Raw genomic sequence first — 13,130 nt, forward strand, 5'->3', positions numbered from 1 at the left:
ACTTTTTAATTAGCTGTTAATTTTTATAAAATATATACAATCACATATTGAGTCTCGTAGCTCAGCTGGTTAGAGCGCTACACTGATAATGTAGAGGTCGGCAGTTCGAGTCTGCCCGAGACTACCAAGCCTAGCTTGTTTAGTTAGGCAGAAAAAGATAACAATAGATTGTATAACAGGAAATTCTAGAAGCAGAAATAATTACAAATTACGAATTAGTAATTACTAATGACTAATAAACTAATTACTAACTACTAGTAATGGGGGATTAGCTCAGCTGGCTAGAGCGCTTGCCTTGCACGCAAGAGGTCATCGGTTCGACTCCGATATTCTCCACAAGGCTATGCCTTGAGATAATTATTTATCTTAAGATGTATAGAAGTCCTACTGATTAACGTCAGTGGCGACTCGCCACAGTTCATTGACATATTGATAATAATATTGTTTAAAAAATAATATTACTTGAGTAGACATTAGAATCTATCAGTAATGATAGAATAATAATAAGACAACGTAAGTTGTAAAATACAACAACTGAAAGGTTGTAATAGATTAAAGACGCAAAAGTACAATAAGCTAATTAAGGGTGTATGGCGGATGCCTAGGCTCTCAGAGGCGAAGAAGGACGTGATAAGCTGCGATAAGCTACGGGGATTTGCACATAAGAGTTATATCCGTAGATTTCCGAATGGGGCAACCCACTATGTTGAAGGCATAGTATTCGAAAGAAGGCAAACCCGGTGAACTGAAACATCTAAGTAACCGGAGGAAGAGAAAATAATAATGATTTCGTTAGTAGTGGCGAGCGAACGCGAAAGAGCCCAAACCGATTTTGTTACGGCAAGATCGGGGTTGTAGGACTGAAATATCAAGAAACAATTGAATTAGAATAACCTGGAAAGGTTAACCATAGAGGGTGATAGTCCCGTATAAGTAAGAGAAGTAATTGTATCAGATTCCTGAGTAGGGCGGGGCACGAGGAACCCTGTCTGAATCTGCCGGGACCATCCGGTAAGGCTAAATACTCCTGAGAGACCGATAGTGAACTAGTACCGTGAGGGAAAGGTGAAAAGAACCCTAAGTAAGGGAGTGAAATAGATCCTGAAACCGTACACCTACAAGCGGTCGGAGCCCATTAACTGGGTGACGGCGTGCCTTTTGCATAATGAGCCTACGAGTTACTTTATCTAGCAAGGTTAAGGATTTAAGATCCGGAGCCGTAGCGAAAGCGAGTCTGAATAGGGCGTTTTAGTTAGGTTGAGTAGACGCGAAACCTGGTGATCTACCCATGGGCAGGTTGAAGCTTTGGTAACACAGAGTGGAGGACCGAACCCGTTGACGTTGAAAAGTCTTGGGATGACCTGTGGGTAGGGGTGAAAGGCCAATCAAACCAGGAAATAGCTCGTACTCCCCGAAATGCATTTAGGTGCAGCGTTGTATTAGTTATATAGAGGTAGAGCTACTGATTGGATGCGGGGGCTTCATCGCCTACCAATTCCTGACAAACTCCGAATGCTATATAATGATTTACAGCAGTGAGGGCATGGGTGCTAAGGTCCATGTCCGAGAGGGAAAGAACCCAGACCATCAGCTAAGGTCCCCAAATATATGTTAAGTTGAATAAACGAGGTTTGTTTGCCCAGACAGCTAGGATGTTGGCTTGGAAGCAGCCATTCATTTAAAGAGTGCGTAACAGCTCACTAGTCGAGCGAACGAGCATGGATAATAATCGGGCATAAACATATTACCGAAGCTATGGATGTATAGTTTACTATACGTGGTAGGGGAGCATTCTAGTTGTGCTGAAGGTGTTCTGTAAGGGATGCTGGAACGACTAGAAAAGAAAATGTAGGCATAAGTAACGATAAGGCGGGTGAGAAACCCGCCCTCCGAAAGACTAAGGTTTCCTCAGCGATGCTAATCAGCTGAGGGTTAGTCAGGGCCTAAGGCGCACCCGAAAGGGGAAGTCGATGGACAACAGGTTAATATTCCTGTACACGCACCCATTAAAAGTGACGGATTGCCCAGATCTTTACGTACTGACGGAATAGTACGTTGAGCCTAACCTTCGGGTGAAGCGAAAAGAAGTAAGCGGTTCCAAGAAAAGCGAGGGCTGCGTCCTGTACCGTAAACCGACACAGGTAGTTGGGATGAGTATTCTAAGGAGCTCGAGTGATTCATGGCTAAGGAACTAGGCAAAATAGACCCGTAACTTCGGGAGAAGGGTCGCCCCACTTTATGTGGGGCCGCAGTGAAAAGGTCCAGGCGACTGTTTATCAAAAACACAGGGCTCTGCTAAAACGAAAGTTGATGTATAGGGCCTGACACCTGCCCGGTGCTGGAAGGTTAAGTGGAGGGTTTAGCTTTTAGCGAAGATCTGAAATGAAGCCCCAGTAAACGGCGGCCGTAACTATAACGGTCCTAAGGTAGCGAAATTCCTTGTCGGGTAAGTTCCGACCTGCACGAATGGTGCAACGATCTGGACACTGTCTCAGCCATGAGCTCGGTGAAATTGTAGTATCGGTGAAGATGCCGATTACCCGCTACGGGACGAAAAGACCCCGTGAACCTTTACTATAGCTTAGTATTGGCTTTGGATAAGTAATGTGTAGGATAGGTCGGAGACTTTGAAGCAGCATCGCCAGGTGTTGTGGAGTCATTGTTGAAATACGACCCTTTGCTTATCTAGAGTCTAACCCAGAGATGGGGACAGTGCTTGGTGGGTAGTTTGACTGGGGTGGTCGCCTCCAAAAGAGTAACGGAGGCTTCTAAAGGTACCCTCAGTACGCTTGGTAACCGTACGTAGAGTGCAATGGCATAAGGGTGCTTGACTGCGAGACCTACAAGTCGATCAGGTTGGAAACAAGAGCATAGTGATCCGGTGGTTCCGCATGGAAGGGCCATCGCTCAAAGGATAAAAGGTACTCCGGGGATAACAGGCTGATCTCCCCCAAGAGCTCACATCGACGGGGGGGTTTGGCACCTCGATGTCGGCTCGTCACATCCTGGGGCTGGAGAAGGTCCCAAGGGTTGGGCTGTTCGCCCATTAAAGTGGCACGCGAGCTGGGTTCAGAACGTCGTGAGACAGTTCGGTCTCTATCTGTAGCGGGCGTTAGAAATTTGCGTGGATTTGATTCTAGTACGAGAGGACCGAATTGAACTAACCTCTGGTGTATCTGTTGTTCCGCCAGGAGCATTGCAGAGTAGCTACGTTGGGAAGGGATAAGCGCTGAAAGCATATAAGCGCGAAACCCACCACAAGATGAGATTTCTTTAAAGGGTGGTTGTAGACTACGACCTTGATAGGATATAGGTGTAAAGGCAGTAATGTCATAGCCGAGTATTACTAATAACCCATAGGCTTATGTACTGCGGGCTTTAATTTAAGTATAAAACGAAAGTAATAGAAAACAAACAATATTGGTATCAATATGTTAACCATATAGTAGTTAGTACAAAGTATCAAGTACAAAGAGTTCTCAATACTCTTTACTGAGTACTCAGTACTACTAAGACCTTAAGGTGATTATTGCAATAGGGCTCACCTCTTCCCATTCCGAACAGAGAAGTTAAGCCTATTAGCGCAGATGGTACTACCATTGGTGGGAGAGTATGTCATCGCCTTTTTTTAAAAACCTCATTCATGTAATTGAATGAGGTTTTTTTTTGTTTATAAATTATATACTAATGTATCTTAAAGAATAAGAAATAATAAAGCCGATTCTATTATAATATTTAGAATCGGCTTTTAGCTGTTTTGTAATGATGAACTACGGTTCATGTTAATTCCTATATGTTGTTGCATGGTTTATCTTTTCGGTTGGTTTTTCATGATGTAATATTTTAAGGTTTATAAATATTCAATTGTTTAATTGAAACTTTGATCCCCTGAGACTAACGTCTAAAAAAAGTTTTAAAATAACTTCTACGTTTTTCTGATTCAAAGGATTTCATGGGCGACATAGAAAATACATATCTATTGTCTGTGCTTGTTTTTTTGGTTTCTAACATAGTTATAGATTTATGATTTATTACAAATGTACTATGCTTATATGATTTGTGGAATGTGATATCAGTTATAAAAAGATGTTTTTATGCAATTATTTTATGTAGCAGTTTGTATAGTAAGAGAAAAAGGATAAGTTAAAAAATCATTTTTTATTTAGTTAAAGTCAAAAAGTGATTGTTGTTGGTTCTGTATGTCTGCTAGAGTTTGAGGAACTTTTAATTGTAGGTTTAATCTGTTATTTAATTTTTTGATGAAATAAGAGGATAATAACACAGACTCTTCTTCTATATTTTGATGAATAAAAAATGAGATTGATTCTATACCTTGATTTATCCAAATTTCTATTCTATCAATCCAATCATCAAGCCTATGAAAGTCTGATGGATGATTTGATCCCACAAACCTTATAAAAGGTTTACTATTGGTTAATCTCATATGGAGTAAATCTCTTCTTCCTGCTGTATCGGTAATAATATTGCTAATGTTGTTTTCTTGATAAAGATGATATAATTGAGGAGCTATATCAGCATTATGATACCAATCTGTATGACGAAGTTCTACGGCAAGAGGAATTTGTATAGGCCATGTTTCTATAAAGTCTTTTAGTTTTATAAAATCTATAGGACTAAAGGCTTCATGCATTTGTAAGAAAATAGTTCCTAATTTTTCTTTTAACTCAATAGCATTATTTAGAAACAATTCTGTAATGGGATAAGAGGATTCTTCTAGTTGATGTTCGTGCGAAATATCTTTGGTAATTTTAGGATAGAATTTAAAATCAACAGGTGTTTTTAAATACCATTTTTGAAATTGTTCTTTCGGGTATAAGTTATAGAACGTAGCATTTAATTCGATGCTGTTAAATTGAGTGCTATAATATTTTAATTCATCTTTTGTACCTCGAGGATAAAAACCTTTTAAATCTTGCTTGTTCCATTTGGCACACCCAATATAAAATTCAGTTTTACCGATAAAAGACTTATTAAATACTGTAGAAGTATCTATATGATCTTTAGGTAGAGTGAAATCTATGTTTTCTGGGTTGAGTACTTTTCCGAATTGCATAGGGTAAAAATACAAATCTAATTTTAGTTTGCGTTAGTGATGGAACGATGTGTTTGAGCTCTTCTATTTGGTTCTCGACTCCGCTTGAATACCAAATAGAAAGCGAGTAGTGAGAGCACGACCCGATAGGGGAACGCCCAAATATTTAAATGCATTTATATAACAGTGTTTTGATTTACCTTTGTAGTTATGTATGGAATTGTAGATTGTAATAGTTTTTATGCATCGTGTGAACGTGCTTTTAAACCTAATTTGATAGGAAAACCTATAGTGGTTTTATCTAATAATGATGGTTGTGTAATTGCGCGCAGTAAGGAAGCAAAGCCATATGTTAAAATGGGGGCTGTTGCTTTTAAGAATAAGGAGGACTTTAAAAAATATGGGATTCAGGTTTTTTCTTCGAACTATGCTTTGTATGGAGATATGAGCTCTAGAGTAATGTCGATTATTAGTAAATATGTGGATGATATTGAGCCTTATTCTATTGACGAAGCTTTTTTTAAACTAAAAAATGTATCGGCTAAGGAGGCGGAGTTGATAGGTAAACAGATTAAGGATGATGTTATGCAGCATTTGGGTTTACCGGTGAGTGTAGGAATTGCAGTAAGTAAAGCACTGGCTAAATTGGCTAATAATATTGTTAAAACATATCCGGAGCAAACTCAAAATGTTTATGTAATTGGTACAGAAGAACAACGTATAAAAGCTTTAAAATGGACTATGATTGGTGATGTTTGGGGAATTGGAAGACGTTTGGCAACTAAGTTAAAGGAAATGAATATTGATAAAGCTTATGAATTTACTTTATTATCGGACGAGTTGGTTAGGAATAAATTTTCTGTAGTAGGTTTGCGTTTAAAACGTGACTTGGAGGGAAAACCAACAATTGGTTTTGAGGAAGTACATGATAAATATATGATTGCAACCACACGAAGTTTCCCCAAGGTAGTATCAAATTTAAAAGAAATTGAAGAGCGGGTAGCTACTTTTGCTAATAGTTGTGCTGAAAAGTTAAGAAAACAGAAAAGTGAATGTTCTGCAGCTTATATTTTTTTAAAATCAAATAGGTTTGGAAAAGATTATGTAAAGTTAGGAGCTATGGTTCATTTTGGTTTTGCTACGAGTTCTAGTATTACTATTACCAAAGGAGTTTTAGAAAAATTACGTGAAATTTTTAAAGTAGGATATACTTATAAAAAAGCGGGCGTAATTTTAGTGTCTATTAAACCGAATACAAGTCATCAAACTAGGTTGTTTGGAGATGAAAATCCAAAACATCAAATATTAATGCGTACAATGGATATTTTAAATGACAAGATGGGGCAAGGGAAATTGAAATTAGCCAATCAAGATATTAAAAGAACTTGGAAAATGAGACAAGAACATTTATCACCACAATACACTACCAGATTAAGTGATATTATTACTATAAATTGTAAATAATGGTTTTAACTTTTTATAAATATGAATCTAATGGATTTGTAAAAATTCCGTTTGTAGAAGCTGGAATTAAAGCTGGTTTTCCTTCTCCTGCCGAAGATTTTCAAGGAAAAAGAATTTCTTTAGATAAAGAATTAGTTAAAAATGAAACAGCTACTTTTTATGCTAAAGTTGATGGTGATTCTATGCAAGATGCCGGTATGTCTCACGGTGATTTGTTGGTTATTGATAGAAGTTTGGAACCTCAAAATGGCAAAATTGCAGTTTGTATGTTAGACGGGGAGTTTACAGTAAAAAGATTAAGAGTTGATAAGGATGGTGTATATTTGGTGCCTGAAAATAAAAACTATCAAGAGATAAAAGTTGGTGAAGATCAGGAATTAGTAATATGGGGAATAGTAACCTATGTGATAAAAAAAGTATAGTATGATATTAATAGATTTTAGGAATTGGATATTTGATAAGTCTTTGGGGTTTTTACCCAATGCACAAAAACAATTGTTACAAATGGATTTTGATGCACTTACTAAATTATTCAATTTTGATATTTTAGACTTAGGAGTTGTAATGCCATTTAGTGTTTCAGATTTGTTTTTTAAAAACAAAGAACAAATAGCTGTTTCGGCTGTTAAAAGTGTGTCTAGTTATTATGAAATCATAGATTTAATTTTAGAAAAAGAGAACAAAGAGATTGTTGATTATACGCAAGCTACAGAAGAAGAAGTTTATTTTTACGGACAAAATAGTTTGGTAGCTCATTTTGAAACTGAAATTGCTTTGTGTGGAATTAATCAATTTACAGATGAATCTTTATTTGAAGAATATTGTGAAGATTTTGAACTCACCCCTTTTAGTTTTAATTTACCAGATGATTTATTAACCAGAGATGTGGCTTGTTTTGTGGGTAATACGTTATGGATTTGTTTGGATTATATAACTGATAAAAAAGACAGAAAGCAATTGTTTTCAATATTAAAAAATCACGGAATAAAAACTGTAACTTTTACAAAAGAACAAGTTGTTAAAGGTGTTTTTGATCTGAAGAGTGTTGATGGGAAATTGTTGATTTCTAAAAAATCATTTGATTTATTTACAGAAACACAGAAAGCATTTTTACCTGATATTGAAATTGTAGATTGTACTTTTTTAGAAAAAGCAGGTATTAAATTAAGAGATATTATTTTATAAAAAAAGGATGAACAATTAAGTTCATCCTTTTTTGTTTATTCTTTTAATTCAGAATTTTCTTTTTGCTCAATGGAAATGGTTAGCTCTTGTTTTTTACTATCTAATTCCATTTTAATAATGTCTCCTTCGTTTAAGTTGGCATTTACTATTTGTTCAGCCAAAGCATCTTCTATATATTTTTGAATAGCTCTTTTTAGAGGTCTAGCACCATACTTTTGATCAAACCCTTTCTCTGCTATATAATCTTTTGCTTTTTCGCTTAAAATTAAAGTATATCCTAAACCGCTAATTCTTTTTGTTAGTTTAGACAATTCAATATCAATAATTTTGTGAATATCCTCTCTTTCTAAAGCATTAAATAAAATTACATCATCAATTCTGTTTAAGAATTCAGGAGCAAAAGATTTTTTTAAAGCACCTTCTATAACACTCTTAATGTGTTCGTTTGCTTGGGCTTTTTTAGAGGCAGTTCCAAAACCAACTCCGGCACCAAAATCTTTTACTTGACGAGCTCCAATGTTAGAGGTCATAATGATAATAGTGTTTCTAAAGTCAATTTTTCTACCTAAACTATCAGTAACATATCCGTCATCTAAAATTTGTAACAACATGTTAAATACATCAGGATGTGCTTTTTCAATCTCATCTAGTAAAACAATAGAATAAGGTTTTCTTCTAACTTTTTCGGTTAATTGACCACCTTCTTCATAACCAACATACCCTGGAGGTGCTCCTACCAATCTTGAGATAGCAAATTTCTCCATGTATTCACTCATGTCAATACGAATTAACGCATCTTCAGAATCAAACATTTCTGTAGCTAATACTTTTGCCAATTGTGTTTTTCCAACACCTGTTTGACCTAAAAAGATAAATGATCCAATTGGCTTGTTAGGATCTTTTAATCCAACACGGTTACGTTGAATGGCTTTTATTACTTTGGCAACAGCCTCATCTTGACCAATTACTTTCCCTTTAATAGTACTTGGTAATTCTCTTAATTTACTACTTTCGGCTTCGGCAACTCTATTTACAGGAATCCCTGTCATCATAGACACTACTTCGGCAACATTTTCTTCTGTAACTGTTTCTCTATTTGCTTTAGAGGCTTCTTCCCATTGTTGTTGAGCAGAAGCTAAGGCAGCTTCCATATTCTTTTCATCATCACGTAACTTAGCTGCTTCTTCGTACTTTTGTCCGTTAACAGCTTTTGTTTTTTTCTCCTTAATATTTTCTAATTCAGCTTCTAGCTTAATAATTTGCTTAGGCACTACAATATTAGTGATGTGAATTCTAGATCCAGCTTCATCTAAAGCATCAATAGCTTTGTCTGGTAAAAAACGATCGGTCATGTATCGATTCGTTAATTTTACACAAGCTACAATAGCTTCCTCTGTAAAAGTTACATTGTGATGATCTTCGTATTTACCTTTGATGTTATGTAAAATTTGTACAGTTTCATCTTCTGAAGTAGGTTCTACAATTACTTTTTGGAAACGTCTTTCTAGGGCACCATCTTTTTCTATGTTTTGACGATACTCATCTAAAGTAGTAGCTCCAATACATTGAATTTCTCCTCTAGCCAAAGCAGGTTTTAACATGTTAGATGCATCTAAAGATCCAGTAGCACCTCCAGCTCCTACGATGGTATGAATTTCATCGATAAATAAAATAATGTCATCATTTTTTTCCAATTCATTCATTAAGGCTTTCATTCTTTCTTCAAACTGTCCTCTGTATTTTGTACCAGCCACAAGGCTTGCCAAATCTAAAGACACAACACGTTTGTTGAATAAAATTCTAGAAACCTTACGTTGTACAATTCTTAAAGCCAGACCTTCGGCAATGGCAGATTTACCAACCCCTGGTTCTCCAATCAGCATAGGATTGTTTTTTTTACGTCTGCTTAGAATTTGTGAAACACGCTCAATTTCTTCATTACGCCCAACTACAGGGTCTAATTTATCTGTTTCTGCTAAGAAAGTTAAATCACGACCAAAATTATCTAACACAGGGGTTTTAGATTTTTTATTAGGATTAGGACTTTGTGGTTGACTTCTTTCAAAAGATCCAGTATTCCCTCCAGAAAAATCTTGAGAGCTTTCATTAGTAGGACTGCTAAAAGTGTCTTCAATAGCCTCGTCTAATTCATCTTCATCTCCCTGACTTAGTTGTTTGTATAAAGATTTTACATCATTGTAAGTAATGTGTAGCTTATCTAGTATTTTAGTAATAGGGTCATTTTCATTTCGTAAAATACAAAGCAATAACAAAGCAGTATCTACTGTAGTACTGTTGTATAATCTAGCTTCTAAAAAAGTAGATTTTAATGCTTTTTCAGCTTGTTTGGTTAAGTGTAAATTTCTTCTTTCACCAGCAGGAATAGGCAAGCTAGAAATAGGATGTAAAGCCTCTACCTTGTGTTTTAAATACTCAAGATTTACATCTAACGCAATTAGCATGTCGTTAGCTTTGCTGGTTTGATTTCGAATAATACCTAGTACCAAATGCTCTGTACCAATAAAGTCATGACCTAGTCTGATAGCCTCTTCCTTACTGAAACCAATCACATCTTTTACTTCTTGTGAGAAATTATCATCCATATTCTATCGTTTTTAAGATTAGGTTCTACGTAAATTTAGTAGATTTTTTTTACATAAATTACAAATTACCTGCCATTGTTAAAATAAGACAATCTGTCTTGTTTTTATTTATTTGTAAATCAACTGTTTAAAATGTTTATATGTTGATAAAACATATACGAAGACAATAATTAATAGGTTTAGTTTGTTAATAACTTGTATTTAAATTAGAGCTTTAAGAACCTTGTAAAATGGATAAAAAGGTTTAAATTGCTATGTTGATAATAAAAATATAACTTAAGAATAATATACATGATTGAAGGAGAGGAAAGACTGATTCCTATTAATATCGAAGAGCAGATGAAATCTGCCTATATTGATTATTCTATGTCTGTAATAGTGTCACGTGCACTACCAGATGTAAGAGATGGGTTAAAGCCAGTTCATAGACGTGTTTTGTACGGAATGCATGAGTTGGGTATCAAATCAACTGGAGCTTATAAAAAATCTGCAAGAGTAGTTGGAGAGGTATTAGGTAAGTATCACCCGCATGGTGATTCTTCTGTGTATGACTCAATGGTACGTATGGCACAAAGTTGGAGTGTGCGTTATATGATGGTTGATGGTCAAGGGAACTTTGGTTCTGTTGATGGAGATAGTCCGGCAGCAATGCGTTATACAGAGGTTCGTATGCAAAAAATATCAGAAGAAATGTTGTCTGATATTGAGAAAGAAACCATTGATTATAGGTTAAACTTTGATGATACTTTAAACGAACCAACAGTTTTACCAACACGTATTCCAAATTTATTGGTAAACGGAGCTTCAGGAATTGCAGTGGGAATGGCTACTAATATGGCACCTCACAACTTAACAGAAGTGATTAATGGTATAGAAGCTTATATTGACAACAGAGATATTGATGTTGATGGTTTGATGGAATACATTAAAGCTCCAGATTTTCCTACAGGGGGTACCATTTATGGATATGAAGGGGTTAAAGATGCATTTCATACAGGAAGAGGGAAAATAGTAATTAGAGCAAAAGCAACCTTTGAAGAAGTAAAAGGAAGAGATTGTATTGTAGTTACAGAAATTCCTTATTTGGTGAACAAAGCAGAAATGATTAAAAAAACTGCTGAGTTAGTTAACGAGAAAAAACTAGAAGGAATAGCTAATATTCGCGATGAATCTGACCGTAAAGGGATGAGAGTTGTTTATGTTTTAAAGAAAGATGCTATTCCAAACATTGTATTAAATAAATTATACAAATACACAGCTTTACAAACTTCTTTTAGTGTAAATAACATTGCATTGGTAAATGGAAGACCAGAAATGTTAAACCTAAAAGATTTAATACATCATTTTGTTGAGCACAGACATGAAGTGGTTACTCGTAGAACCGAGTTTGATTTAAAGAAAGCAGAAGCGAGAGCGCATATTTTAGAAGGTTTAATAATTGCATCAGATAATATTGATGAAGTAATTGCCATTATTAGAGGTTCTAAAAATGGTGACGAAGCGCGTGAGAAATTAATGGCTCGTTTTGAATTGAGTGAAATTCAAGCAAAAGCCATTGTAGAAATGCGTTTACGTCAGTTAACAGGACTAGAACAAGATAAGTTACGTTCTGAGTATGAGGAAATCATGTTGTTGATTACTGACTTAAAAGATATCTTGGCAAGTGAGCCTAGAAGAATGGAAATTATTAAGAACGAATTAATTGCTATTAAAGAAAAATACGGTGATGAAAGACGTTCTATAATTGAATATGCAGGAGGGGATATGAGAATTGAGGATATGATTCCAGATTCTAAGGTAGTAGTAACTATTTCTCATGCAGGTTATGTTAAACGTACTCCATTGTCAGAATATAAAACACAGAATAGAGGAGGTAAAGGACAAAAAGGAGTGGCAACAAGAAATGAAGATTTCTTAGAGCATTTATTTGTAGGAACTAACCACCAGTACATGATGTTCTTTACTCAAAAAGGTAAAGTATTTTGGATGCGTGTTTATGAAATTCCAGAAGGAACAAAAGTATCAAAAGGTAGAGCTTTACAAAACTTAATCAACATAGAAAGTGATGATAAAGTAAAAGCATTCTTGGTAACAGAAGATTTAAAAGATGAAGAATACATCAACAATCATTATGTAATCATGGCAACCAAGCAAGGTCAGGTTAAAAAGACATTGTTAGAGCAATATTCTAGACCTAGAACCAATGGTGTACAGGCAATTACCATTAAAGAAGGTGATGAATTGTTAGAAGCAAAATTAACCAACGGAAATAGCCAAGTAATGTTGGCTGTTAAGTCTGGAAAAACCATTCGTTTTGAAGAAGAAAAAACCAGGCCAATGGGTAGAACTGCTTCTGGAGTTAGAGGAATAACTCTTGCCCATGACAAAGATGAAGTGATTGGTATGATTGCTGTAGATGATATGGAAAGTGAAATCCTAGTTGTTTCTGAAAAAGGTTATGGTAAACGTTCTAAATTAGAAGATTATCGAATTACCAATAGAGGTGGTAAAGGGGTTAAAACGCTAAATATTTCTGACAAAACAGGAGAGTTGGTGTCTATTAAAAACGTTACAGATGAAGATGATTTGATGATTATTAATAAATCAGGAATTACCATCCGTATGGAAGTTGAGCAATTAAGAACTATGGGTAGAGCAACGCAAGGAGTTAGGCTGATTAATATTAATGAGAATGACTCTATTGCTGCAGTAGCTAAGGTAATGAAAGATGATGAAGAGGTTGATGAAAACGGAGAACCTGTTGTGAATAATGATACTGATAACTCAACAGAAACAAATCAAGAATAATATAATATAAATCAGAG

6 protein-coding genes, 2 tRNA genes and 2 rRNA genes are annotated in these 13,130 nt (G+C 35.5%); 8 read left to right on the plus strand and 2 right to left on the minus strand.

The window, feature by feature from the left end:
- Nucleotides 1-50 precede the first annotated feature (50 nt).
- The 4 genes from ACXGQT_RS11945 (at nucleotide 51) to rrf (ending at nucleotide 3,627) form a co-directional block, all read left to right on the plus strand.
- Nucleotides 51-127, plus strand: a tRNA-Ile gene (locus ACXGQT_RS11945).
- Nucleotides 128-262: 135 nt separating this feature from the next.
- Nucleotides 263-336: transfer RNA gene (locus ACXGQT_RS11950), tRNA-Ala, on the plus strand.
- Nucleotides 337-569: 233 nt separating this feature from the next.
- A 23S ribosomal RNA gene (locus ACXGQT_RS11955) occupies nucleotides 570-3,370 on the plus strand.
- Nucleotides 3,371-3,518: 148 nt separating this feature from the next.
- Nucleotides 3,519-3,627: ribosomal RNA gene (gene rrf, locus ACXGQT_RS11960) — 5S ribosomal RNA — on the plus strand.
- Between the two features lie 535 nt (nucleotides 3,628-4,162).
- Here rrf and ACXGQT_RS11965 read toward each other — a convergent pair.
- Entirely contained in the window at nucleotides 4,163-5,074 is a 912-nt protein-coding gene (locus tag ACXGQT_RS11965; RefSeq protein ID WP_457828826.1) for a DUF72 domain-containing protein, read from the minus strand.
- 189 nt (nucleotides 5,075-5,263) lie between these two features.
- Between ACXGQT_RS11965 and ACXGQT_RS11970 the strand changes: the two genes are divergently transcribed.
- From ACXGQT_RS11970 to ACXGQT_RS11980, 3 genes are read left to right on the plus strand one after another with little or no spacing between them, the layout of a single operon-like run.
- Complete coding sequence (locus ACXGQT_RS11970; RefSeq protein ID WP_457828827.1) at nucleotides 5,264-6,517, plus strand: Y-family DNA polymerase; 1,254 nt, start codon at nucleotides 5,264-5,266, stop codon at nucleotides 6,515-6,517.
- Complete coding sequence (locus ACXGQT_RS11975) at nucleotides 6,517-6,939, plus strand: LexA family protein (protein WP_457828828.1); 423 nt, start codon at nucleotides 6,517-6,519, stop codon at nucleotides 6,937-6,939. Before ACXGQT_RS11970 ends, ACXGQT_RS11975 begins: the two co-directional genes overlap by 1 nt.
- Nucleotide 6,940: 1 nt before the next feature.
- The gene (locus ACXGQT_RS11980) at nucleotides 6,941-7,702 is read left to right on the plus strand and encodes an arginine deiminase-related protein (RefSeq protein ID WP_457828829.1); all 762 of its coding nucleotides are present in this window, start codon (nucleotides 6,941-6,943) and stop codon (nucleotides 7,700-7,702) included.
- A 35-nt stretch (nucleotides 7,703-7,737) separates the two neighbouring features.
- Here the strand turns inward: ACXGQT_RS11980 and ACXGQT_RS11985 are convergent, their stop codons facing one another.
- On the minus strand, nucleotides 7,738-10,305 hold the full coding sequence (locus ACXGQT_RS11985) for an ATP-dependent Clp protease ATP-binding subunit (protein ID WP_457828830.1): 2,568 nt from the start codon (nucleotides 10,303-10,305) through the stop codon (nucleotides 7,738-7,740).
- A 291-nt stretch (nucleotides 10,306-10,596) separates the two neighbouring features.
- Here ACXGQT_RS11985 and gyrA point away from each other — a divergent pair, with 291 nt between their 5' ends.
- Nucleotides 10,597-13,113, plus strand: coding sequence for a DNA gyrase subunit A (gene gyrA / locus ACXGQT_RS11990; RefSeq protein ID WP_457828831.1), 2,517 nt, complete (start codon nucleotides 10,597-10,599; stop codon nucleotides 13,111-13,113).
- Nucleotides 13,114-13,130 lie beyond the last annotated feature (17 nt).

Source organism: Wenyingzhuangia sp. IMCC45467 (assembly GCF_054111205.1).

Bases quoted from the DNA above. Each gene is read 5' to 3' on its own strand.
- ACXGQT_RS11965 (WP_457828826.1), bottom strand. From the start codon at position 5,074: ATGCAATTCGGAAAAGTACTCAACCCAGAAAACATAGATTTCACTCTA.
- ACXGQT_RS11970 (WP_457828827.1), top strand. From the start codon at position 5,264: ATGTATGGAATTGTAGATTGTAATAGTTTTTATGCATCGTGTGAACGT.
- ACXGQT_RS11975 (WP_457828828.1), top strand. From the start codon at position 6,517: ATGGTTTTAACTTTTTATAAATATGAATCTAATGGATTTGTAAAAATT.
- ACXGQT_RS11980 (WP_457828829.1), top strand. From the start codon at position 6,941: ATGATATTAATAGATTTTAGGAATTGGATATTTGATAAGTCTTTGGGG.
- ACXGQT_RS11985 (WP_457828830.1), bottom strand. From the start codon at position 10,305: ATGGATGATAATTTCTCACAAGAAGTAAAAGATGTGATTGGTTTCAGT.
- gyrA (WP_457828831.1), top strand. From the start codon at position 10,597: ATGATTGAAGGAGAGGAAAGACTGATTCCTATTAATATCGAAGAGCAG.